We start from the raw sequence: 22,733 nt of genomic DNA on the forward strand, positions 1-22,733 counted from the left end.
TTTCTCCTCGGTTGTTTTTCAGGCCGCGCGCAGCATCATGCAGGGCGCGTTGGCGGCGATGGGATTCTTGCGCGCGTCGAGCGAAAGCCCGCAGCCGGCGCCAGCCACGGCAACGAGAGGCTGTGCTGCCGCCACGAACCCGCCATGGACGATGCGCAGATGTGTGCCGCCGGACACCGCGGCGGCGAGCGTGAAAGTGACGACGCTGTCGAAGGCCGGCAGTCCTTGCTTGTCATCGCGGTCCGCTTGCTGGCGCCAGGAATAGCGCAATAACTTGCCGGGCTCGGCATCGAGCACCCGGCATTCGATCGGCGCGTCCGGCCCGGCAAAGGCGAAGCGGCTGCCGATCTCAGGCCTGATATCGTTCGGCATCAGCCAGGCGGCCAGCAATTCCGGCTCGGTCAGCGCCCGCCAGACTTTTTCCGGCGGATCGGGAAGCTCGCATTCGAAGCTGAGCGGCGCCTCGGTGGCTGCCGGATGTTCGGTTGCCGTCATTGATCCATTCCCTTCAGAACCGTCTTCAACTTCTCGATGCGCTCCGGCCAGAAGGCGCGGTAGCGTTCGATCCAGCCAAGCAGCGGATCGAGCCCTTGCGGGTCGGCGCGATAGTAGGCGTTGCGGCCGGCGCGCCGCTCGACCACCAGGCCGGCGCCGCGCAGCACGGCGAGATGCTGCGAGACCGCCGGCTGCGACACGCTCATGCCGGCCCGCAGCTCGCTCACGCTCATCTCGCTGGCAGCCAGCCGCTCGTAGACGGCGCGTCGCGTCGGGTCAGCCAGGGCGCGAAAGATCTCTGCTTCGATCATGTCAGAAGCATAAGTCGATACTTATTGGTTGGCAAGCATCGTTTCAGTGCCATATGAGAGGTATGGTGGCGAAATCTACGATTGCTGACATTCCTTGACAGAAGGGGTGGTCAAGATTAGAACGAAAAGAGAACGAAAAACCTTGTGGGAAAAGCCAGCCGCGGCAGGCGTCAATTGCCCGCAGGCTGTAAGGTGAGCGACTTAAAATTTGTTTCGGATGAGCGCGGAGAAATACGATGGCGGGTAGCGTCAACAAGGTCATTCTGGTCGGCAATCTCGGCGCGGATCCTGAAATCCGCCGCCTGAATTCGGGTGATCCGGTCGTCAACATCCGCATCGCCACGTCGGAAAGCTGGCGCGACAAGAATTCCGGCGAGCGCAAGGAAAAGACCGAGTGGCACAACGTCGTCATCTTCAACGACCAGCTCGCCAAGGTCGCCGAGCAGTATCTGAAGAAAGGCATGAAGGTCTATGTCGAGGGCCAGCTGCAGACGCGCAAATGGCAGGACCAGACCGGCAATGACCGCTACACGACGGAAGTCGTGCTGCAAAAATTCCGCGGCGAATTGCAGATGCTCGACGCGCGCGGCGAGGGCGGCGGGCAGGTCGGCACCTATGCCGGCGGCGGCAACAGCAGCCGCGGCTCCGATTTCGGCCAGTCCGGCCCGAACGAAAGCTTCAGCCGTGGTGGCGGCGGTCCCAAGGGCGGCGGTGGTGGGTCGCGCGAGCTGGACGACGAGATCCCGTTCTAAGCCTCACGGCATGATCATTTGAGGATAGGCGCGATGTCGTTCGGACCGCTGCTATCGGCGCCGCCTCCCATTCCGTGGCACGCCTTCGCGGCCTTCGCCGCACTGGCGGTGGGCGGCGCCCAACTGGCGCTGCCGAAAGGCAATTTGCGCCACCGTGTGATGGGCTATGTCTGGGCGGCGCTGATGCTGGTCATCGCCATCTCGAGCTTCTGGATCCAGCAGATCCGCCTGGTCGGGCCGTTCAGCCCTATCCACCTGCTTTCGATCCTGGTGCTGGTCACCGTGCCCCTGGCGGTGTGGTACGCGCATACGCACCGCGTCACCGCGCATCGCGGCGCCATGATCAAGCTCTATGTTTTCGCCTTGATCGGCGCCGGCATTTTTACCCTGCTGCCCGGCCGCATCATGCATACGGTCGTGTTCGGGCAATAATGTCCGCAATGCTAAAGCATATATCGCGTGAAAAAGGGTTCACGCGATATGTGCTTAGGTCTTTGATTTAAGCATGTCTTTGTCCCGAAACCGCTGCACACTTTCGGGAGACATGCTTTGGGAAGGAAGAGTTCAATGAAGGCACGTGTCAAATGGGTCGAGGAGCGCACCTTCGTCGGCGAGTCCGGCAGCGGCCACAAGCTCGTGCTGGGGACCGCGCATGGCCCCGAGGGCAGGACGCCCGGGCCAAGCCCCATGGAGCTGGTGCTGATCGGCACCGGCGGCTGCACGGCCTATGATGTCGTCCACATCCTGGAAAAGGGACGCGAGGCGGTCGAGGACTGCGTGGTCGAGCTCGACGCCGATCGCGCCGAGACCGAGCCGAAAGTCTTCACCCGCATCCACATGCATTTCATCGTCAAGGGCCGCGCGCTGTCGCGCGACAAGGTGAAACGCGCCATCGACCTGTCGGCCGAAAAATATTGCTCGGCCACCGCGATGATGGCCAAGACGGCGACGATCACGCATGACTTCGACATCATCGATACGGCGGCGAAGTAGGGGATATGCTCAGGCAGCCATCAGCGCCTTGATGCCATCAGCCACGAACTGCACGGCAAGGGCAGCCAGGATGACGCCGAGCAGCCTGGTCAGGATCGAGCGGCCGGTCTGGCCGAGGATGCGGTCGATGCGCTCCGACAGCACGAACACCAGAAAGGTGATCACCAGGCAGATCGCGATGATGCCGACCAGCGCGACCTGCGCGCCAAAGCCCTGGAAGGAGCCGGACAGCAGCACCGTCGCCGAAATGGCGCCGGGGCCGGCGATCAGCGGGATTGCCAGCGGGAAGGCGGCGATGTTGTGGATCATGTCCTTGGTGATGGCGACGTCGCCGATCTTTTCCTTGCGGTCCTGCCGGCGCTCGAACACCATTTCGAAGGCGATGAAGAACAAAAGGAAGCCGCCGGCGACGCGGAAGGCCGGCAGCGTGATGCCGAACACCGACAGGATCGAGGCGCCGGCGACGGCAAACAGCGCCATCACCAGGAAGCCGATGATCGAGGCGCGAACCGACACCTGTTGACGCTCCTCGCGGTTCATGCCGCGCGTCACGGCAAGGAAGAGCGGCGCCAGCCCTGGCGGATCTATGGTCACCAGAATGGTGACAAAGGCGTTGAACAGGCTGTCGAAGCTCGGCATCGCTGGTCCCCTCCCGCCGGGCGAAGCCCAAGCCTTTCAATTGGTAGAGCAAAGCAGCAGCGCTGGAAACCGGATGGGCAGCAGGAAATCGATGACCGTTTCATCGTTTCACGGAAACGCTGAACCGCTCTATCTCTTTGTTTTGAAGCAATTCCGAACTGAAAACCGCTTCACACTTTTCCTGGAATTGCCCTAGTCGGCGCCGTCCATAGCGACGACCGCCGCCTCGCCAACGGCACTAAGCCGCGCTGCGTCACGCGCGGGCGGCAGGCCGAACTGGCGGGCGTACTCGCGGCTGAATTGCGAGGCGCTCTCATAGCCGACGGTGAAGGCCACGCGTGCCGTATTGCCGGGTTCCACGATCAGCAAATGGCGGGCCTCCAGCAGTCGGATCTGCTTTTGGAACTGGATCGGGCTCATCGCCGTCGCCGCCTTGAAATGACGATGGAATGAGGCGGTGCTCATATGGGCAAGCTCGGCCAGCTGCCGGACTTCGATCGGCTGATCGTAATGGGCACGGATCCAGGCGATCGCCCGGCGTATCCGCGACAGGGCGCCGTCGGCGCGCGCGAGCCGGCGCAGCTTCGCGCCTAGCGGACCCTGCAACAGCCGAAACAATATCTCCCGCTCGAGCATCGGAGCGAGCACGGGGATGTCCGAACCGGATAGATAGGTAACAGAATGGACCGATTAGATGGGTGACAGTTTTCTTGTCCGCCGGGAGGACCGGCGATGGTTTGGCGAGAGACTGGGCTCATGGATGAGCGGCTTCGTTTTGTTGCGGAATGCCTATCTGGCGAGGAGACGATGACGCAGCTTTGTGCTGCCTTCGAGATCTCGCGCAAGACCGGTTACAAATGGCTTGGACGTTACCGGGCGTTCGGGCCGGAAGGCCTGCACGACCAGCCGCGGGCGGGCGCCGCTCGAGCACGGCCGTGCCACGGCAGCGGAGCTGGTGGAGCGGATCGTGGCGCAGAAGGAAGCGCATCCGCTGTGGGGGCCGAAGAAGATCATGGCCCGGCTGAAGCGGGCGGAGCCCAGCTGCAGCTGGCCGGCGGTGTCGACAGCCGGCGAGATTCTGAAGCGGCATGGCCTTGTCGGGCGTCGGCGCGCGCGCTGGAGAGCGGCGGGCAACGGTCCATGGCCGGAGCCTGAGGCGGCGAACGCGCTGTGGACGGGAGATCACAAGGGCTGGTTCCGGACCGGCGACGGCTGGCGCTGCGAGCCGCTGACGGTGATGGATGGGGCGTGCCGCTACCTGTTGGCGCTGGCGGCGATCGGCTCGACGTCGGAGGGTGAAGCCTGGCCGGTGTTTGAACGGACATTCGAGGAGCATGGCCTGCCGGATCGGTTCAGAAGCGACAATGGGGCGCCGTTCGCGTCAGCCGGCGTCACCGGGCTGACGCCGCTTGCGGTGCGCTTCATCAAGCTCGGTATCGTGCTGGAGCGCATTCAGCCGGGCAAACCGCAGCAGAACGGATGCCATGAGCGCTTCCACCTGACCATGCTGCCGCTGGCCAAGGCGCCGGAGGCCGACAGGGCCGCCCAGGCTCGGGCTTTCGAGGCTTTCCGGCGCGAGTATAACGAGGAGCGCCCGCACGAGGCGCTGGGTATGGACACGCCGGCACAGCATTACCGCCCCTCGACCCGCGCCATGCCGAAGACGACACCAGAGCCGGACTATCCGGCCGAAGCTGCGGTGCGCAGCGTGCGCCAAAACGGCGAGATCAAGTGGAACGGCGACTTCATCTACGTCTCAAAAGCGCTGGCCGGTGAAGCGATTGCCGCAACCGAGACCGAGAATGGGGAATGGGCACTCCACTTCTATGCTATGCATCCGCTCGGCTTCATTGACGGCCGACACAAGAAACTGGTCCGCCGCAGTGCCGTTCAACCCCGACCAGACGGCACTGCGGCGGACAGCAACTCAGGGAGAAAACTGTAACCCATGTATCCGGTTCAAAGTGTTACCCATCTATCGGCTGGACAGGGATCTCTTCAGGCCGGTCAAGCAGCCGCAGCGTCCGGCGCAACGCGTCGAGCAAGTCATCGGAGATCGGGCAAGTCATGAAGTCGTCGCCGGCTGGCGGCTTGTGATCAACGAGAAGCGCCGCGACCGCTTCGACATTGAGGGCAAAGCCGATGGCCAGATAGGGGCGCGCGGCACTTGCCTCGATCAGCCGGCTGGTGGCGGGCGCCTCCACCGCATAGACGAAATAGCTGGCGGCATCGTAGCGAAGCGCTCGATCGCCGATCAGCACCGATTTCGTGCCCTGCAGCACGAACAGGGCCGTCGGCAGGCAAAGCTCGGGCAGCGGCGGCGTCGGGACCTCGCTGCGGCCGATCGAGACACGCGGGATCGCTGTCTTTGTCCGTCGTCCACGCGCATGGCGGCCGGCGATCGCGATCAGTTCCTGCAGTGCTTCACTCATCGTTCAAGCATTGCCGATCGGCGCCGGCCGTGCAACCTGGGTGAGAGGATTAGGCAAGAGCAAGAGAGTTTTCGGCGCGCGAGGTGGGCCGCGCCATGCCACATTCGAGGCTCCAGAAAGGAGACATCGATATGACGACACCGAAGAGCGCGCTGGTGACCGGCGCCAACAAGGGAATAGGCTTTGAGACCGTGCGGCGGCTGGCGGCGGAGGGCTTCAAGGTCTGGCTTGGCGCCAGGGATGCCGAACGCGGCATGGCGGCCGCAAACGCGCTCCGCGCCGAAGGGTTGGACGTCGAATGGCTCGAACTCGACGTCGCCAGTGACGACAGCGTGGCGGCCGCCGCGAACGCCGTCGCCGCGCGCGCACCCAGCCTCGATGTGCTGGTCAACAATGCAGGCATTGCGCCCGGATATGTCGAGTCTTTCGGCCCGGACGGGCGCTACGAGCGGCCGCCGAGCCAGGAGAATGTTGCCGACATCCAGGCCACCTATGACGTCAACGTTTTCGGCCCGATCCGTGTCACCAAGGCGTTTCTGCCGTTGCTTCTTGCGGCACCTGCCGCCCGCATCGTCATGGTCAGCAGCTCCACCGGGTCCATCGGACGCGCGCTCGATCCCACCACCGCCAATGCCGCAGTCAACCTGCTGGGCTATGGCAGCTCCAAGACCGCCTTGAACGCCGTCACGGTGGCCTTTGCGAGGGAGCTCGCGCCGCAAGGCATCAAGGTCAACGCGGCAGCGCCCGGCTATACCGCGACCGATCTCAACGGCTTCAAGGGACACCGCACCGTGCAGCAGGCGGCCGAGATCATCATACGCCTGGCGACCCTTGACGCCGCCGGCCCGACCGCCGGCTATTTCAACGACGACGGCCCGCTTCCGTGGTGATTGCGGCCGTGGCTCAGCTGGCGGCACTGCAATAGGCTTCGAGGCGATAGCCGTCCGGATCGATGACGAAGGCGGCGTAGTAATTGTCGCCATAGGCGGCGCGCAGGTCGGGCGCGCCGTTGTCTTTGCCGCCTTCGCGCAGAGCGCCGGCGTGGAAGGCATCGACGCCGGCGCGCGTCGGCGCCGCGAAGCAGAAGTGCAGGCCTGAGTGCGTATCGGCAGGCACCGGCCGGCCGGCCTGATTGACCCACAGCGCCACTGCTTCATTGCCATAGCCGAGGGAACCGGGCGACTGGCTGAGGCAAGAGTAGCCGAGCGGTTGCAGCGCGGCGTCGTAGAAGCGCTTCGAAGCATCGGCGTCGCGGACGCCGATCGAGACATGGTCGAACATCGTTTTCTCCATCATTACAGTGGGTTTGGCCGATCAGGTTTGAACCGTGCGCCTGGCCAGGAATTCGACCTCGATGCGCCAGGTGGCACCGCCGTCATGCGAACGCTCGCCCAGCCAGCGGAAGGAATTCTCGGTGATGCGCGAAAAGCTCCAGCGCACCGACGAGCCGCTGTCGTCGACGCCTTGCTGGACGATCATGTCGCCTTCGGCGCGGCCGAGTTGGCGGCTGAAATAGCGGCTGCGCGGATCGCTCCAGAAAATATGCCAGGCATCGACGCCGGGATCGTAGACGCGCAACGTCGTGCCGTAGAAGGTCCAGGGGCCAAGGGAGGGCGAGGGGCCGGCATCGCGAGCGGGCAGGATCCAGACGTCCTGGATCGCCTTGCCCTCCAGCACCCAGCCGAAATGGACCTCGCCACGGCCGCTCAGCGTCGTGCCGTCCCCGAGGTGGCGTCGAATGCCCAGGCGCCGACGAAGCGGCCGTAGAGCTGCAGTTTTTCGGCGAGGCCCTCGTCGGGGCCGTCGTTGTGCAGGGCTTCGGCGAAGGAGGATTGATCGGTCATGATTGCTGCCTCATCTGTCAGGAGTGTGCAGCGATAGGCCCAGGGCGGGGTTCTGCGCTTGGGAAAAATTGCTATCTTTCGGATCATGACGACGACCGCAAAAACCCTGGCCTCGGGGCAGGGCTGGCAAGTGTCCGACGTGGTGTGCACGGCCGCCGCCGGCGATCGGCCGTTCGAGGAAGAGCATTGCAGCTTCTGCGTCGCCGCCGTGACCAGCGGCACGTTCCGCTATCGCACGCGCCAGGGCACGGCGGTGCTGGCGCCGGGCGCGATTTTGCTCGGCAATCCCGGCGCCTGCTACGAATGCGGCCATGAGCACGGCGCCGGCGACCGCTGCCTCTCCTTCCATTTTGCCCCGGCCTACATGGAGCACGTCGTCGCCGACGTGCCGGGCGCCAAGAAGCTTGGCTTTGGGGCGGCTCGCCTGCCGCCTCTGCCGGCGCTGGCGCCGCTGTTGGCCGAGGCTGAAGCCGCGCGCGAGACAGGCGATGGCGATGCCCTCGAGGAACTCGGTCTGCGCATTGCCGGCGCGGTGGTTGCCGCTGCATCCGGCTCGACCAAAGCCGACCGGGCGCCCAGCCGCCGCGACCAGAAACGCGTCGCCGAGGCGGTGCGGCGCATCGAACTCGACGCCGATCAGCCGCTTTCGCTGGCCGAACTGGCCGGCGAGACCGCAACCAGCCCGTATCATTTCCTGCGCACATTCAAGCACGTCGCCGGGCTGACGCCCTACCAGTTCCTGCTCAGAACCAGGCTGCACCGGGCGGCGGTGCGGCTGCGCACGTCAAACGAGGCGATCTCGGCGATCGCCTTCGATGCCGGCTTCAACGATCTGTCGACCTTCAACCGCCGCTTCCGGCGCGAAATGGGAGAGCCGCCCGGCGCCTACCGCGCCAGGCGATCCGGCATGCGATAGGGCCGGATGCATTGGTTGGCAATTTTCGCCCGTCACCGGGATGCCTTCGGTGCCCGGGTCAGAGCCTTGGAAGATGCCGTGTGTCATTGCTTGAAGACATAAATCGCGCCTCCGGCGTCGTCTGATACGAGCACTGAACCGTCCGGCGCTTCCTTGACGTCCACGGGCCGGCCGACGCCTTTGACGAATGTCGTCGCAGAGACAGAACGGCCGCCCTGGAAGCGCACGCGCACGACCTGACGCCCGACCGGAACCGAGCTGTTCCAACTTCCATGTTCGGCGACCAGGGCGTCGCCGCCGAGGCTGCGGAAGAAATGGATACCCAGGGTTGCGACATGCGCCTGGAAGTCGAAGACGGGCGGAATCTGCTGCTCGGGCGGCCGCGCGTCCTCGTATCCTTTGAGCCGGATTTGGCCTCCGAAATACGGAAAGCCGTAGAAGCCGCCGGGCCGGAGCTCATTCAGCTCGTCCGGCGGGATATCGTCGCCCATCCGGTCAGCGCCGTTATCGGTGAAGAACATGGTGCCGCCGTGCCAGTCGAAGCCGACCGAATTGCGCACGCCCGAGGCGACGCGCCGAAAGTCGGATCCGTCTTGCTTCATGCTGACGATGGTGCCCTGCAGTCCGCGCGGCAAGCAAATGTTGCACGGCGACCCCAGCGAGATGTAGAGCCGGGAATCCGGGCCGACACCGATATAGCGAAGACTATGGACCCCTGAATTCGCTAAGCCCTGCCGAATGTCGCGCCTGCCGCTCAGGGCGCCCCCCGGCCCGATATCGAATGCGGTCACGCTATTCCTCGAGGCCACGAACAGACGACTGCCGGAGCATGCGACACCATTCGGCGCTGAGAATCCGGAAGCGGCCACTCGGGCGCGGCCGCCCGACACCGGCAAGGAATAGACCGAGGAGCCTTTGGTGCCGACGAACAGCATGTCGCCACAGACCGCCATCTCGCGCGCCGCTGGAACGCGGGCAAGAAGCGCTGCCTGCGCCGGGCCGAGTTCCAAGCCGGAGGCGACCGTAGCAACCGAAGCGAAAGCGAGAAATCGAATTCCAGCGGAAAGCAATCCGGTCTTGTGAGAAAAGCTCTTAGGGGAAAAGGCGTCCATCGCCGCCCTCCATGTATAAGCAAGCCTGCTGGAGGGAATTGGAGCGGCTTATTCTCGTTTCAAGTCGGAGCCACCAGCTGAGTGGCGGCGGCGGGCAACGCCGAACGACTATCAGCAACCTGCCAGGCTCGCCTGCCGTCAGTCCGATGTCGGACCGCACCAGCCGGGCAGATAGTCCGCATCCACCGGCGCCATGTGACGGCCGGGGAACGTGCCGGTTTCTCTTTCGCTCTGGGCGCGGATCATCCAGTTCATCGCGTTTGCAGTTTCCGCCCGAGGAAAACGATCCATGGCCGACGCCCCTTCGGCAGCGAACTCGACCCGTGGCCATATCGTCGCAATCTGCGGTATCCATTTGAAATTGCCGTCAAAATTGTCTCTGGAAAAGTGTCGCCGGGATTGGAGTTTCGCCCCGGCTTCCTATATAAGCAGCCAGTGATTCCCGACAGGATTGTGACCTGATTTGACCGACCAGAAGACTCCGCGCGGCGCCGACGGCGGCCCGACCGGCATCGAGCCGATTTCGATCATCGAGGAGATGCAGCGCTCCTACCTCGATTACGCCATGAGCGTGATCGTCAGCCGCGCGCTGCCGGACGTGCGCGACGGCCTGAAGCCGGTGCACCGCCGCATTCTCTACGCCATGCAGGAAGGCGGTTACCACTGGAACCGCAAGCATGTGAAGTCGTCGCGCATCGTCGGCGATGTGATGGGTAAATACCATCCGCATGGCGATGCCTCGATCTATGACGCTTTGGTGCGCATGGCGCAGGACTGGTCGCTGCGCGTTCCGCTGATCGACGGGCAGGGCAATTTCGGCTCCATCGACGCCGACCCGCCGGCGGCCATGCGCTACACCGAGTCGCGCCTGACCAAGGTCGCGCACGAGCTTCTGGAGGATATCGACAAGGAAACGGTCGATTTTCAGGACAATTATGACGGCGCTGAACAAGAGCCAAAGGTACTGCCGGCGCGTTTCCCCAACCTTCTGGTCAACGGTTCGGGCGGCATCGCCGTCGGCATGGCCACCAACATCCCGCCGCACAACCTCGCCGAAGTCTGCAACGGCGCCATCGCCATCATCGACAATCCGGCCATCGACCTGCCGTCGCTGATGGAGATCGTGCCCGGTCCGGATTTCCCGACCGGCGGCATCGTGCTTGGCCGCTCCGGCATCTACAGCGCCTATTCGACGGGGCGCGGTTCCATCGTCATGCGCGGCCGCGTCAACATCGAGCAGCGCGGCAATGACCGCGAGTCGATCATCATCACCGAGATTCCCTATCAGGTGAACAAGGCGGCGATGATCGAGAAGATGGCCGAGCTGGTGCGCGAGAAGCGCATCGAAGGGATCTCCGACATTCGCGACGAAAGCGACCGGCAGGGCTACCGCGTCGTCATCGAATTGAAGCGCGAGGCCGTCGCCGACGTCATCCTCAACCAGCTTTATCGGTTCACGCCGCTGCAGACCTCGTTCGGCGCCAACATGGTGGCGCTGAACGGCGGCAAGCCGGAAATGCTGACGCTGATCGACATGCTGAAGGCTTTTGTCGGCTTCCGCGAGGAGGTGATCAGCCGGCGCACGAAATACCTGCTGCGCAAGGCGAGGGACCGGGCTCATGTCCTGGTGGGTCTGGCGATTGCCGTCGCCAATATCGACGAAGTTATCAAGCTGATCCGCTCCGCGCCCGATCCGCAGACGGCGCGCGAGCAGTTGATGGAGCGGCGCTGGCCGGCCCATGACGTCGCTCCGCTGATCCAACTGATCGACGATCCCCGCCATCGCATCAATGAGGACGGCACCTACAATCTCTCCGAGGAGCAGGCTCGCGCCATTCTCGACCTGCGCCTGCAGCGCCTGACGGCGCTCGGCCGCGACGAGATCGCCGACGAGTTGAACAAGATCGGCGCCGAAATCCTTGATTATCTGGATATTTTGTCTTCCCGCGCGCGCATCCAAAAGATCGTCAAGGATGAACTCATCGCCGTGCGCGACGAGTTCGGCACGCCGCGCCGCACCGAGCTTACCGAGGGCGGCGCCGACATGGAAGACGAGGACTTGATCCAGCGCGAGGACATGGTCGTGACGGTGAGCCATTCCGGCTACATCAAGCGCGTGCCGCTGTCGCTCTACCGGGCGCAGCGCCGCGGCGGCAAGGGCCGCTCCGGCATGTCGACGAAGGAAGAGGATTTCGTCACCCGGCTGTTCGTCGCCAACACGCACACACCGGTGCTGTTCTTCTCCTCGCGCGGCATCGTCTACAAGGAAAAGGTGTGGCGGCTTCCGATCGGCAATCCGCAATCGCGCGGCAAGGCGCTGATCAACATGCTGCCGCTGGAGCAGGGCGAGCGCATCACCACCATCATGCCGCTGCCGGAGGACGAGACCAGCTGGGGCGAACTCGACGTAATGTTCGCCACCACGCGCGGCACCGTGCGCCGCAATAAGCTGTCCGACTTCGTCCAGGTCAATCGCAACGGCAAGATCGCCATGAAACTGGAGGAGGAGGGCGACGAGATCCTCGGCGTCGAAACCTGTACCGACAATGACGATGTGCTTTTGACGGCGAATTCCGGCCAGTGCATCCGCTTCTCGGTCAGCGACGTGCGCGTCTTCCAGAGCCGCAACTCAGTCGGCGTGCGCGGCATCGCCATGGCCGATACCGACCGCGTCATCTCGATGTCGGTGATCGAGCATGTCGACGCTTCGCCGGCCGAGCGCGCCGCCTATCTCAGGCGCGCCGCCGCCGAGCGCCGGGTCGTCGCGGATGCGGCTAACGGCGAGGAGGAAGAGATCGCTCTGACCAATGAAGAGATCGGCGAGGAAGCCGAGCTTTCGGACGAGCGCTACGAGTTCCTCAAGGCGCATGAACAGCTGGTGCTGACGGTGACCGAATATGGCTACGGCAAGCGCTCGTCGTCCTACGACTTCCGCCTCACGGGGCGCGGCGGCAAGGGCATTCGCGCCACCGACGTCTCGAAGGTCGCCGAGATCGGCCGGCTGGTCGCGACCTTCCCGGTCGGCAATGACGATCAGATCATGCTGGTTTCGGATGGCGGCACCGTCATCCGCGTACCGGTCGAAGGCATCCGCTTCGCCAGCCGCGCCACCAAGGGCGTGACCATCTTCAATACGGCCGAAGGCGAGAAAGTGGTGTCGGTGGAGCGGATTTCGGAACCGCAGGCAGACGAGGACGTCGAAGATCTTGTGTCGGGCGAGGCGGGCACCGATAAGACGGGCAAAGAAGGTTCCGAATAGGCCTCGCTGCGCATCACCGGCCGTCCGGCCGGTGCGGTCGCTACCGGAAATCAGAAGTGACGGTAAGGCTTGCGAGCGGCGCCGAAACCTTCGAGCCGCCTGGCGTCAGCCTTGACGCGGACTCGTCCTGCTTCCTGATGCAGCCCGAAGGCGGTTGCGATAAGCATGACGATGGTCATCGCGGTGGCGAGCATGTAGATCAGCATGTGCGTGTTCTCCTGCACCTTGTAACGGAGAGATGGGAGTTTGGTTTCATCTCTTGAAGCGGCAACCTAGTGAACGCTGCGTGAAACGTTCGTGATTGTCGCATTCATCTGTCGTTCACGTCGGTGAAAAGGTTCACGCGGATTTGCCTTTGTTTGAGAGCCTCGCTAAAGCGTTTCACCGTTTCAAGGAAATGGCGAACCGCTCTATCTTTTGGTTTGCGCAATTCCGGACGGAAAACCGCTCACACTTTTCCTGGAATTGCTCTAGAAGCCTGCCATGACCGAACGCATCGCCCTTTACGCCGGCTCCTTCGACCCGCTGACCAACGGCCATCTCGACGTGCTGAAGGCTTCGCTGGCCGTGGCCGACACGGTCTACGCGGCGATCGGTATCCATCCAGGCAAGAAGCCGCTGTTTTCCTTCGAGGAGCGCGTCAAGCTGATCGAGGCCGCGACCCGGGCCGAGTTCGGGAACGACAGCGCCCGCATCAAGGTTGTCGCCTTCGACGGGTTGGTCATCGATGCGGCCAGGAGAGAAGGCGCCTCGATCATGATCCGTGGCCTGCGCGACGGCACTGACCTCGATTACGAGATGCAGATGGCCGGTATGAACGAGACCATGGCGCCGGAACTGCAGACGGTTTTCCTGCCCGCCAGCCCTTCGGTCAGAACCATTACCGCCACACTTGTCCGCCAGATTGCGTCGATGGGCGGCGACATCCGCCCCTTCGTGCCGGCGGCGGTTGCCGGCGCGCTCACCGCCAAATTCGCTAGGTAACCCTCCCGGAGAATATTATGCAGCTGCAGAAGCTCGCTTCGTTACTCGTCGTGCTTGCCGGCCTTTTCGCGGCATCTCTGCCGGCCGTCGCGGCCGACAAGGAAAACACCATGATCATCACGCTGAAGGACGGCGATGTGACCGTCGCGCTGCGTCCCGATCTGGCGCCCAAGCATGTCGCGCAGATCAAGAAGCTGGTGCGCGAAGGCGCCTATGATAACGTCGCCTTCCACCGCGTCATCGACGGTTTCATGGCGCAGACCGGCGACGTCAAGTTCGGCAATATGAAGAAGGGTTTTAACCCGGAAGCCGTCGGCACCGGCGGTTCAGATCTTCCCGACCTGCCGGCCGAATTCTCCAAGACCGAGCAATTCACCCGCGGCGTGCTCGGCATGGCGCGCTCGCAGGATCCGAATTCGGCGAATTCGCAGTTCTTCATCATGTTCGCGCCGGCGCCGAACCTCGACGGACAATACACCATTGTCGGCAAGGTGGTCAGCGGTATGGAACTGGTGGACAAGATCAAGAAGGGCGACGAGGCCGACAACGGCACCGTCACCGATCCAGACCGCATGATCAAGGTGCGCATCGCCGCCGACAGCAAATAAGCCTCTCAATTTTCAAAGGATTTCTGACATGGCTGAGATCAAGGACCGCGAGAACGCGCTCATCATGGAAACGACCAAGGGCAACGTCGTCATCGAAATGTATCCCGACCTGGCGCCCGGCCATGTCACCCGCATCAAGGAACTGACGCGCGAAGGCGCCTATGACGGCGTCGTCTTCCACCGCGTCATCGACGGCTTCATGGCGCAGACCGGCGACGTCAAGTTCGGCAATTCGAACAAACCCTCGTTCGCGCCTTCCCGCGCCGGCATGGGCGGGTCCGACAGGCCCGACCTGAAGGCCGAGTTCTCCAACGCCAATCACGGCCGCGGCACCTGCTCGATGGCGCGTGCCCAGAACCCGAATTCGGCCAACTCGCAGTTCTTCATCTGCTTCGACGACGCGGCCTTCCTCAACCGCCAGTACACGGTCTGGGGCCAGGTCATCGAAGGCATGGAGAATGTCGACAAGCTCAAGCGCGGCGAGCCGGTGCAGGACCCCGACAAAATCGTGTCGCTGAAGGTCGCGGCCGACGTCAAGTAAGGGCAGAACCACAATGATGGGCGCCGTCTGGTCGCTTCTCGGCATTCTGTCCGGCGCCTTCATCGCCATTCAGGCGCCGATCAATTCGCAATTGGCGCGCGGCCTCGGCCTTCCGGTCGCGGCCGCGGCCTTTTCGTTCCTGTCCGGCGCCATCGTGCTCGGCATCATCGCGGTCTCGGTGGTGAAGGTCCAAGGCATCTCGCTCGACTGGAAGGCGCCGGCGCCGTGGCTGTTCATTGCCGGCGGCGTGCTCGGCGGCTTTTACGTGACGCTGTCGACCATCCTGACGCCGCGCATCGGCGCCGCGGCGCTGATGGCCTTCCTTGTCGCCGGGCAGCTGCTTGCCGGCATGCTCATCGACCGCGTCGGCTTCCTTGGCGTGGCGGTGCGTGAAATCTCGCTTGGCCGCGTCGCCGGCGCCGTGTTGCTGCTGGCCGGAGCGCTGCTCGTCCGGCTGTTCTGATGCGCGTCGATCTGTTCGACTTCGACCTGCCGGAAGAGCGCATTGCGCTGCGTCCGGCCGAGCCGCGCGACAGCGCCAGGATGCTGGTGGTCAAGCCCGGCGAGGTGCTGGAAGACCGCACCGTGCGCGAGCTGCCGTCGCTGCTGAGGAATGGCGACGTCCTGGTGTTCAACGACACCAAAGTCATCCCGGCGCAGCTGAAAGGCATCCGCAAGCGTGGCGAGGCGACGGCGCAGGTCGAGGCTACGCTGCATATGCGGGTGGCGCCGGACCGCTGGCAGGCGTTCATGCGGCCGGGCAAGCGCATTGCCGCCGGCGACCGCATCCATTTCGGCCATGACCAAAATTCCTGCTTCCTCGGCCAGCTCGATGCGACAGTGGTCGAGAAGGGCGAGGCGGGCGAGGTGCTGCTCGGCTTCGACCTGTCAGGTCCGTTCCTCGACGAGGCGCTGCATGCCGTCGGCCACATCCCGCTGCCGCCTTACATCGCCTCCAAGCGCGACGATGACGAGCGCGACCGCGCCGATTACCAGACCATCTATGCCAAGGAGGAGGGCGCGGTGGCCGCGCCCACCGCCGGCCTGCATTTCACGCCGGAACTGTTTGCTGCGCTCGACGCCAGGGGAATCGAACGTCGCTTCGTCACCCTGCATGTCGGCGCCGGCACCTTCCTGCCGGTCAAGGCCGACGATACGGCCGATCACAAGATGCATGCCGAGACCGGCTCGGTCAGCGCCCAAACGGCGCAGGCGCTCAATGCGGCAAAGGCGCGGGGAGGGCGGATCGTCGCCGTCGGCACGACATCGCTTCGCCTGCTGGAAAGTGCTGCCGCCGAAGACGGCAGAATCGAGGCCTGGTCCGGCCCCACCGACGTCTTCATCACGCCGGGCTACCGCTTCCGGACGGCCGACCTGCTGATGACCAATTTCCATCTGCCGCGCTCGACATTGTTCATGCTGGTCGCGGCCTTCTGCGGACTGGAGACGATGCGTTCGGCCTATGCGCATGCCATCGAGAGCCGCTACAGGTTCTACTCCTATGGAGACGCAAGCCTGCTTTACCGGGCGGAGACAGGCGATGGATGAGCAGATATCAGCGCGCCGGTGCATGACAAGGAATTCAATGGCTGAGACCTTTTCCTTCAAGCTGCTGGCGACGGACGGCAAGGCGCGGCGCGGCCTGATCTCGATGCCGCGCGGCGAGATTCGCACGCCGGCCTTCATGCCGGTCGGCACCGGCGGCACCGTCAAGACCATGTATATGGACCAGGTGCGCAATCTTGGCGCCGACATCATCCTCGGCAACACCTATCACCTGATGCTGCGGCCCGGCGCCGAGCGCGTGGCGCGGCTTGGAGGCCTGCACGAATTCGCCCGCTGGCCATACCCGATCCTCACCGACAGCGGCGGCTTCCAGGTTATGTCGCTGTCGAAGCTGAGGAAGCTGACGGAAAAGGGCGTCACCTTCCGCTCGCATATCGACGGCGCGCCTTACGAGATGTCGCCGGAGCGGTCGATCGAGATCCAGGGATTGCTCGATTCCGACATCCAGATGCAGCTCGACGAATGCACCGCACTGCCGGCCAAGCCCAAGGAGATCGAGCGCGCCATGGAATTGTCGCTGCGCTGGGCCGAGCGTTGCAAAACGGCGTTCGGCGAGCAGCCGGGCAAGGCCATGTTCGGCATCGTCCAGGGCGGCGACAGCGCGGCGATGCGCGTGCGATCCGCGCAGGCGCTGAAGGCGATGGATTTGAAAGGCTATGCCGTTGGCGGACTGGCGGTCGGAGAGCCGCAATCCGTCATGCTCGAGATGCTCGACATTACCTGCCCGGAGCTGCCGGCCGACAAGCCGCGCTATCTGATGGGCGTCGGCACGCCGGACGACATATTGAAATCGGTGGCGCGCGGCATCGACATGTTCGATTGCGTGATGCCGACGCGGGCCGGCCGTCACGGCCTTGCCTATACCCGCCGCGGCAAGGTCAATCTTAGGAATGCCCGTCACGCCGACGATCCGCGTCCGCTGGACGAGGAAAGCGATTGCCCGGCCGCGCGAGACTATTCACGTGCCTATCTGCACCATCTGGTGCGCTCGCAGGAGGCGCTGGGGGCGATGCTGCTGACCTGGAACAACCTGTCCTACTACCAGAAGCTGATGCAGGACATCCGCGCCGCCATCGAGGCGCAAGCCTTCGAAGCGCGCGCGGCGGAGATTTCCGAAGGTTGGGCGCGCGGCGATATTCCGACGCTGTAGCGAGCCGGAAGAGTTCTTCTGCGAACCCTTTTGAAATATCTGCAAAGTAGCGTCGCGGGATAGACTGGAGCTGTTCATCCCGGGGCGAACTTCAATGTCAAGCACGACCGCGCGGGCGGATGGCATCACCCGAACGCCTGCCGCCCCCTTCGAGGCAGCACGGAGATCGCTGACGTGGCCGTGGCTGGCGGTCTCGCTGATCGCGGTGGCCGGTCTTGTGCTGCGGTTCGTCGGTGCGCGCGGCGACCTGTGGCTGGATGAGATCTGGAGCTTTGCGCTGTTGAAGCCGCTCGGCTCGATCGACCAGATCTTCTGGCGGGTAAACCACGACAACAACCATTTCCTCAATTCCGTCTATCTCTACCTGGTCGGCCCCGATGCTCCGCCGCTGGCGCAACGCGGCCTGTCGATCGCGTTGGGGGTCGCCACTATCGTTGCCGCGGCAGTGGCGGCAGCACCTCGCGGACGGCTGGCGATAATTGCGACAAGCCTCTTGTTCGCCGTCAGCTATCCGTTGGTCCACTACGGCTCGGAGGCGCGAGGCTATGCCGGCCTGGTGCTGTTCACCGTGCTTTCCCTGGTGTTTCTGGAGCGCAGCCTCGATGGTCGGCGCTACGCCAGGACGGTGCTGGCCATTGCCATGCTGTTCGGGATGTTGTCGCACCTTACCATGATCTTCACGGGGATCGTGCTGGTCGCCTGGGCCTGCTGGGTGGTCTGGTTGCGCACGCGAAAGGCCACCGGGACGTTCATCGAAATCTGGTCGATTTTCAGGCCGACATTGGTCGCGGTCTTGCCGTTGGCCGCCTGCGTGATCGTCGGCGCCCGGCTGTATGGTGTCACGGTCGGCGGCCTGTCGCCCTTCTCGCCGGCGGCCTTCGCGGCCGGCTATGGCGGGATGATCCGCTATCTGTTTGGACTGCCGGCCTGGACGAACGACTGGGCCGGCATCGGCGTGTGCTGCGCTCTTGTCTGTGCCTCAGCCTGGATCTTTCGCGACCGGCGGGCCAGCCTTTATGTGATAGCCATTGTCGGACTGCCCGTGCTGATGTGGCTGGCGCGTCTGCCGAACCTCGAATTCCCGCGCTATTTCATCGTCAGCGCGACGTTCATGCTGCTGTGGGTTGGCGAGTTGATCGGCCGCGGCCTGGCGGCCGGCGGACGCAATCGCTTTCTGGCGGCCGTCGGGATGGCGGCAATTGTCTTGGGCAGCGCGGTCTCGCTGTTCTCGTTCTATCAAAGCGGGCGAGGGTCCTACGCCGCAATGGTCGAAAAGATGACGCGTGACGGGCCGGCCACTTTCTCCAGCAACCATGATTTCAGGACCCCGCTGGTCGTCGACTATTTTTCCGAGCGGATGGGCCGCCAGGCTTCTTTCATCCCGCAGGGCAAAATGTGCGCCGAACGGCCTGACTGGCTTATCCTCGAGGGTGACATGGCCGAACCGCTTGAGCGGTTCAAAGGCGCCTTCCAATGCTCTCTGGACTACGATCGCGTCGACGCGGCGAGCCACTGGGGCCTTTCGGGGCTGAGTTGGTCGCTTTACCGCCGGCGCGGTTGAAGCTGGCCGTCTTCAGGTGCTGACCGAGGTCGATGCGCGCAGGCTGCAGCCGGTGATCTGGAACGTGCCGTCGGGCTGCTGCTCGAGCGTGTAGACCGCTTCATAGTCCTTGCCGTCGGGCCCGACGATCAACACCTGCTGGATGACCGAGGTCGGCCCGGTCTGCTCGACCTTGCCGAAGGAATAGCTTTGCGGCTTGCGCACCGGCGCATAGCCATTGGTCACCATGTTCATGAACATGTCGACGGTCGGGAAGATCCGCTTCACGTTCGGCGCCGCAAAACTATAGGCGGTGGCGCCGTCATTGGCGATGAAGGCCTTGAGCTGACTGTCGATGACCGTCTGCGCCGCCTTTATCTCGGCATCGCCGGCAAAGGCGATCGAGGCCAGGAGCGTTGGGACCAGAGCTAATGCGAATAGTGTGCGGCGCATGGCCAGCCTCCCGGAATTCGCGTTGCTATGGCGCAATCTAACATACGCGCGATAGCGTACCGTGGTTTCATTGGACTGAGAAGATTTCGCAATTCCGGCGCGGCATGCCGTTTGCCGATTGCTGCAGGCCGTCGCCGGCGCGCGTGCGGCCTGACGCTTGAAAGCCCGGCGGCAGTCTGCCACAAGGACCGCTTATTCGGGTAAGGTTTAGGCAGGACCGGCAAATGAAGGCATTCTTCGTGCAGATTAAGTGCGATCTGGGCAAGGCCTATGAGGTCGCCGGTGCGCTAGCCGATGCCGAAATCGCCTCCGAAATCTATTCGACCGCGGGCAACTTCGACCTGCTCGCCAAATTCTATGTCGACGACGAGCAAGACGTCGGCCACTTCGTCAATGAGCGGGTGCAGATCCTGCCCGGAATCAAGGACACCTTCACCATCGTCACCTTCCGGGCGTTTTGACAGAAGTATGCCCGGCCACAAGGCAAAGCCTTGACCCGGCCTTGGCCGCGTTGCCTTAATCTTAGGCAATTTGCATAGAGTGACCTGCGCCGCCCGTTAAATCACCGATTGCGCTTGATTTTCTCCGACGAGGCCATTGAAATGGTCTGACAGGGGAGTACGCGATTGGCAGCGTTCGACGAGATGCTTCCGGAAATCTCCGGATTGAGAAGTCCATATGCGGCTTACGATCGCTGGCTGAAGGAACAGGACCCGGCCAGGCTTACAGAGAAAATGCAGGATGCCGAGCGCGTCTTCCGCAAGACCGGCATCACCTTCGCCGTCTATGGCGAGCAGGAAGCTTCCGAGCGGCTGATCCCCTTCGACATCGTCCCGCGCATCATCTCCGGCAATGAATGGCGCCGGCTGACGCAAGGCATCGAGCAGCGCGTGCAGGCGCTGAACGCCTTCCTCGACGACATCTATCACCGCCAGGAAATCCTGCGCGCCGGGCGCGTTCCGAGGGACCTTGTCGCCAAGAACGAGGCCTTTCTGCCGGAAATGATCGGGGTGCGGCCGCCGGCCGGCGTCTACACCCACATCATCGGCGTCGACATCGTGCGCATCTCAGAAAACGAATTCTACGTGCTGGAGGACAATGCCCGCACGCCGTCCGGCGTTTCCTACATGCTGGAGAACCGCGAGACGATGATGCAGCTCTTTCCGGAGCTGTTCCAGCGGATCAAGGTGCGGCCGGTCGAGAATTACCCGCAGTTGCTCCGCCAATCGTTGGCGGCAGTGCGGCCGCAGAGCGCCAAGGGGGCGCCGACCATCGCAGTGCTGACGCCGGGCTCGTATAACTCGGCCTATTTCGAGCATGCCTTCCTGGCCGACCAGATGGGGGTGCAACTGGTCGAGGGGCAGGATTTGCGCGTCGTCGACGGCCATGTCGCGATGCGCACGACCGAGGGCTACAAGCAGATCGACGTGCTCTACCGGCGCGTCGACGACAATTTCCTCGATCCGCTGACCTTCCGGCCGGATTCGGCGCTTGGCGTGCCCGGCATCATGGATGTCTACCGGGCCGGAAACATCACCATCGCCAACGCGCCGGGAACCGGGATCGCCGACGACAAGGCGATCTATTCCTACATGCCCGAGATCGTCGAGTTCTATACAGGCCGCAAGGCGATCCTCGGCAACATTCCGACCTGGCGCTGCTCGGAAGCCGACAGCCTGAAATATGTGCTGGAGCACATCCACGAACTGGTCATCAAGGAAGTGCACGGCTCCGGCGGCTACGGCATGCTGGTCGGGCCGGCGGCGACCAAGAAGGACTGCCAGGATTTTGCCAGGAAGCTGCAGGCCAAGCCCTCCAACTACATCGCCCAGCCGACGCTGGCGCTGTCGACCTGCCCGATCCTGACCGAAAAGGGCCTGTCGCCGCGCCATGTCGATTTGAGACCCTATGTGCTCGTCTCCGACCGCATCCAGATCGTGCCCGGCGGCCTGACTCGCGTCGCGCTCAAGCAAGGTTCGCTCGTGGTCAACTCGTCGCAAGGTGGGGGGACGAAGGATACTTGGGTGCTGGATGATTGAGATAGTGAATAGTGAATAGTGAAGGGAGACGTTCAATGCGTTGGTTCGTTGAAGGTGCGGACATGATGCGCCGTCGATCTCGACTGTCGGATCATTCACTATTCACCATTGACTACTCACTATTCACTACTCACTAGCCCGAAGGGCCCCACATGCTTCTCGGCCGCACCGCCAACGGGCTCTACTGGATGAACCGCTACATCGAGCGGGCCGAAAATATGGCCCGCCTTGTCGATGCCGGTTTGCGCATGGCGCTGACGCGCACGCAGAGCGCTTCGGAGGAGTGGAATTCAGTTCTGCTCAGCGCGGGTTCGGACGCCGCCTTCAGCCAGAAATACACCGACTACACCGCCGCTAATGTCTCCGACTTCCTGCTGCGCGACACTTCGAACCCGTCGAGCACGATGTCGGCGATCGAGACCGCCCGCAACAATGCGCGCATGGTGCGCACCGCGCTGACACGCGAGACCTGGGAGAGCATCAACGAAGCCTGGATGGCGCTGAAGCGCATGCTAGCGCGGCCGATCGACGAGCGCGACCTGCCGACCGTGCTCGACGCGATCAAGCGCGAGACGGCGCTGATCCGCGGCTCTTTCTACGGCACCATGCTGCGCAACGAGATCTTCGACTTCTCGCAGCTCGGCACCTATGTCGAGCGCGCCGACAACACGGCGCGCATCCTCGACGTCAAATACTATGTGCTGCTGCCCTCGATCTCCTGGGTCGGCTCGACGCTCGACAACTACCAGTGGGAATCGATCCTGCGCTCGGTGTCGGCGCACCGTTCCTATCGCTGGGTCTACGACGCCGACTACAAGCCGACCAATATCGCCGACTATCTGATCCTCAATGTGCGCATGCCGCGCTCGCTCACCTTCTGCTACCGCTTTCTCGGCGAGCATCTGAAGTTCCTCGCCGACGATTATGGCGAGCGCCACATCTGCCACGCGACGGCCGAGAAGACGCAGGCGATGCTCAAAAGAGGTTCGATCAAGGACATCTTCGACCACGGCCTGCACGAATTCCTGGTCGAGTTCATTCGCGACAACACCAGGCTGGGCGACGAGATCGCCCAGGATTACCGGTTCCACTGAGTGTG

General features: G+C 63.5%; 25 protein-coding genes and 3 pseudogenes. 17 read left to right on the forward strand and 11 right to left on the reverse strand.

What is annotated here, in order from left to right:
- Window positions 1-18: 18 nt before the first annotated feature.
- Both FJ974_RS16945 and FJ974_RS16950 read right to left on the reverse strand, forming a co-directional pair.
- Window positions 19-495: an SRPBCC family protein gene (locus tag FJ974_RS16945; RefSeq protein WP_140533584.1), complete on the reverse strand. Its 477-nt coding sequence runs from the start codon at window positions 493-495 to the stop codon at window positions 19-21.
- The gene (locus FJ974_RS16950; RefSeq protein ID WP_140533583.1) at window positions 492-806 is read right to left on the reverse strand and encodes an ArsR/SmtB family transcription factor; all 315 of its coding nucleotides are present in this window, start codon (window positions 804-806) and stop codon (window positions 492-494) included. Before FJ974_RS16950 ends, FJ974_RS16945 begins: the two co-directional genes overlap by 4 nt.
- A 236-nt stretch (window positions 807-1,042) precedes the next feature.
- Between FJ974_RS16950 and FJ974_RS16955 the strand changes: the two genes are divergently transcribed.
- From FJ974_RS16955 to FJ974_RS16965, 3 genes are all read left to right on the forward strand, one after another.
- The gene (locus tag FJ974_RS16955; protein WP_140533582.1) at window positions 1,043-1,558 is read left to right on the forward strand and encodes a single-stranded DNA-binding protein; all 516 of its coding nucleotides are present in this window, start codon (window positions 1,043-1,045) and stop codon (window positions 1,556-1,558) included.
- 33 nt (window positions 1,559-1,591) lie between these two features.
- Window positions 1,592-1,990, forward strand: coding sequence for a DUF2306 domain-containing protein (locus tag FJ974_RS16960; RefSeq protein WP_140533581.1), 399 nt, complete (start codon window positions 1,592-1,594; stop codon window positions 1,988-1,990).
- A gap of 135 nt (window positions 1,991-2,125) precedes the next feature.
- Window positions 2,126-2,551: an OsmC family protein gene (locus FJ974_RS16965; protein ID WP_140533580.1), complete on the forward strand. Its 426-nt coding sequence runs from the start codon at window positions 2,126-2,128 to the stop codon at window positions 2,549-2,551.
- Window positions 2,552-2,560: 9 nt separating this feature from the next.
- Here FJ974_RS16965 and FJ974_RS16970 read toward each other — a convergent pair whose 3' ends face one another.
- Together FJ974_RS16970 and FJ974_RS16975 are read right to left on the reverse strand one after the other, a co-directional pair.
- Window positions 2,561-3,190: a MarC family protein gene (locus FJ974_RS16970; protein WP_140533579.1), complete on the reverse strand. Its 630-nt coding sequence runs from the start codon at window positions 3,188-3,190 to the stop codon at window positions 2,561-2,563.
- A 192-nt stretch (window positions 3,191-3,382) separates the two neighbouring features.
- Window positions 3,383-3,850: pseudogene (locus FJ974_RS16975) on the reverse strand (helix-turn-helix domain-containing protein); the annotation flags it as partial.
- A 72-nt stretch (window positions 3,851-3,922) separates the two neighbouring features.
- On the opposite strand from FJ974_RS16975, the pseudogene FJ974_RS16980 reads away from it, so the two are divergent.
- A pseudogene (locus FJ974_RS16980) lies at window positions 3,923-5,135 on the forward strand (integrase core domain-containing protein).
- Between the two features lie 22 nt (window positions 5,136-5,157).
- Here FJ974_RS16980 and FJ974_RS16985 read toward each other — a convergent pair.
- A complete protein-coding gene (locus FJ974_RS16985) occupies window positions 5,158-5,622 on the reverse strand; it encodes an AraC family transcriptional regulator (RefSeq protein WP_140532034.1) in 465 nt (154 codons plus the stop codon).
- A 131-nt stretch (window positions 5,623-5,753) separates the two neighbouring features.
- On the opposite strand from FJ974_RS16985, the gene FJ974_RS16990 reads away from it, so the two are divergent.
- Window positions 5,754-6,512, forward strand: coding sequence for an SDR family NAD(P)-dependent oxidoreductase (locus FJ974_RS16990; RefSeq protein ID WP_140532032.1), 759 nt, complete (start codon window positions 5,754-5,756; stop codon window positions 6,510-6,512).
- A gap of 13 nt (window positions 6,513-6,525) precedes the next feature.
- Here FJ974_RS16990 and FJ974_RS16995 read toward each other — a convergent pair whose 3' ends face one another.
- Window positions 6,526-6,903, reverse strand: a complete 378-nt coding sequence (locus tag FJ974_RS16995) for a VOC family protein (protein ID WP_140532030.1) — start codon at window positions 6,901-6,903, stop codon at window positions 6,526-6,528.
- Window positions 6,904-6,936: 33 nt separating this feature from the next.
- Window positions 6,937-7,466 (reverse strand): annotated as a pseudogene (locus FJ974_RS17000) (hypothetical protein).
- Between the two features lie 85 nt (window positions 7,467-7,551).
- On the opposite strand from FJ974_RS17000, the gene FJ974_RS17005 reads away from it, so the two are divergent.
- Window positions 7,552-8,382 carry a helix-turn-helix transcriptional regulator gene (locus FJ974_RS17005; protein WP_140532028.1) on the forward strand — a complete coding sequence of 277 codons (831 nt, stop codon included), beginning with the start codon at window positions 7,552-7,554 and terminating at the stop codon, window positions 8,380-8,382.
- A gap of 83 nt (window positions 8,383-8,465) precedes the next feature.
- On the opposite strand, the gene FJ974_RS17010 is transcribed toward FJ974_RS17005, so the two are convergent.
- Together FJ974_RS17010 and FJ974_RS17015 are read right to left on the reverse strand one after the other, a co-directional pair.
- Window positions 8,466-9,494 (reverse strand): PQQ-dependent sugar dehydrogenase, encoded by a 1,029-nt coding sequence (locus FJ974_RS17010; RefSeq protein WP_140532026.1) that lies wholly within the window; start codon window positions 9,492-9,494, stop codon window positions 8,466-8,468.
- Between the two features lie 138 nt (window positions 9,495-9,632).
- Window positions 9,633-9,785, reverse strand: a complete 153-nt coding sequence (locus tag FJ974_RS17015; RefSeq protein ID WP_181177050.1) for a hypothetical protein — start codon at window positions 9,783-9,785, stop codon at window positions 9,633-9,635.
- Between the two features lie 172 nt (window positions 9,786-9,957).
- On the opposite strand from FJ974_RS17015, the gene gyrA reads away from it, so the two are divergent.
- Complete coding sequence (gyrA, locus tag FJ974_RS17020; protein ID WP_140532024.1) at window positions 9,958-12,753, forward strand: DNA gyrase subunit A; 2,796 nt, start codon at window positions 9,958-9,960, stop codon at window positions 12,751-12,753.
- A gap of 50 nt (window positions 12,754-12,803) precedes the next feature.
- Here the strand turns inward: gyrA and FJ974_RS17025 are convergent, their stop codons facing one another.
- Window positions 12,804-12,959, reverse strand: a complete 156-nt coding sequence (locus FJ974_RS17025) for a hypothetical protein (RefSeq protein WP_140532022.1) — start codon at window positions 12,957-12,959, stop codon at window positions 12,804-12,806.
- A gap of 277 nt (window positions 12,960-13,236) precedes the next feature.
- Between FJ974_RS17025 and coaD the strand changes: the two genes are divergently transcribed.
- The 7 genes from coaD (at window position 13,237) to FJ974_RS17060 (ending at window position 19,163) form a co-directional block, all read left to right on the forward strand.
- Window positions 13,237-13,737: a pantetheine-phosphate adenylyltransferase gene (gene coaD, locus FJ974_RS17030; protein WP_140532020.1), complete on the forward strand. Its 501-nt coding sequence runs from the start codon at window positions 13,237-13,239 to the stop codon at window positions 13,735-13,737.
- 17 nt (window positions 13,738-13,754) lie between these two features.
- Window positions 13,755-14,345, forward strand: coding sequence for a peptidylprolyl isomerase (locus tag FJ974_RS17035; RefSeq protein WP_140532018.1), 591 nt, complete (start codon window positions 13,755-13,757; stop codon window positions 14,343-14,345).
- Between the two features lie 28 nt (window positions 14,346-14,373).
- Complete coding sequence (locus FJ974_RS17040) at window positions 14,374-14,886, forward strand: peptidylprolyl isomerase (protein ID WP_140532016.1); 513 nt, start codon at window positions 14,374-14,376, stop codon at window positions 14,884-14,886.
- A gap of 13 nt (window positions 14,887-14,899) precedes the next feature.
- Window positions 14,900-15,349: a DMT family transporter gene (locus tag FJ974_RS17045; protein ID WP_140532014.1), complete on the forward strand. Its 450-nt coding sequence runs from the start codon at window positions 14,900-14,902 to the stop codon at window positions 15,347-15,349.
- Window positions 15,349-16,434 (forward strand): tRNA preQ1(34) S-adenosylmethionine ribosyltransferase-isomerase QueA, encoded by a 1,086-nt coding sequence (gene queA, locus FJ974_RS17050; protein ID WP_140532012.1) that lies wholly within the window; start codon window positions 15,349-15,351, stop codon window positions 16,432-16,434. Before FJ974_RS17045 ends, queA begins: the two co-directional genes overlap by 1 nt.
- 37 nt (window positions 16,435-16,471) lie before the next feature.
- Window positions 16,472-17,602, forward strand: coding sequence for a tRNA guanosine(34) transglycosylase Tgt (gene tgt / locus FJ974_RS17055; RefSeq protein WP_140532010.1), 1,131 nt, complete (start codon window positions 16,472-16,474; stop codon window positions 17,600-17,602).
- Window positions 17,603-17,696: 94 nt separating this feature from the next.
- Window positions 17,697-19,163: a hypothetical protein gene (locus tag FJ974_RS17060; protein WP_140532008.1), complete on the forward strand. Its 1,467-nt coding sequence runs from the start codon at window positions 17,697-17,699 to the stop codon at window positions 19,161-19,163.
- Window positions 19,164-19,175: 12 nt separating this feature from the next.
- On the opposite strand, the gene FJ974_RS17065 is transcribed toward FJ974_RS17060, so the two are convergent.
- Complete coding sequence (locus FJ974_RS17065; protein ID WP_140532006.1) at window positions 19,176-19,595, reverse strand: DUF4864 domain-containing protein; 420 nt, start codon at window positions 19,593-19,595, stop codon at window positions 19,176-19,178.
- 224 nt (window positions 19,596-19,819) lie between these two features.
- Between FJ974_RS17065 and FJ974_RS17070 the strand changes: the two genes are divergently transcribed.
- From FJ974_RS17070 to FJ974_RS17080, 3 genes are all read left to right on the forward strand, one after another.
- A complete protein-coding gene (locus tag FJ974_RS17070; RefSeq protein ID WP_140532004.1) occupies window positions 19,820-20,056 on the forward strand; it encodes an Lrp/AsnC ligand binding domain-containing protein in 237 nt (78 codons plus the stop codon).
- A gap of 165 nt (window positions 20,057-20,221) precedes the next feature.
- A complete protein-coding gene (locus FJ974_RS17075; protein ID WP_181177049.1) occupies window positions 20,222-21,634 on the forward strand; it encodes a circularly permuted type 2 ATP-grasp protein in 1,413 nt (470 codons plus the stop codon).
- 152 nt (window positions 21,635-21,786) lie between these two features.
- Window positions 21,787-22,728 (forward strand): alpha-E domain-containing protein, encoded by a 942-nt coding sequence (locus FJ974_RS17080; RefSeq protein WP_140532002.1) that lies wholly within the window; start codon window positions 21,787-21,789, stop codon window positions 22,726-22,728.
- Window positions 22,729-22,733: the final 5 nt, after the last annotated feature.

It is taken from the genome of Mesorhizobium sp. B1-1-8, from assembly GCF_006442795.2.
Lineage (GTDB): Bacteria > Pseudomonadota > Alphaproteobacteria > Rhizobiales > Rhizobiaceae > Mesorhizobium.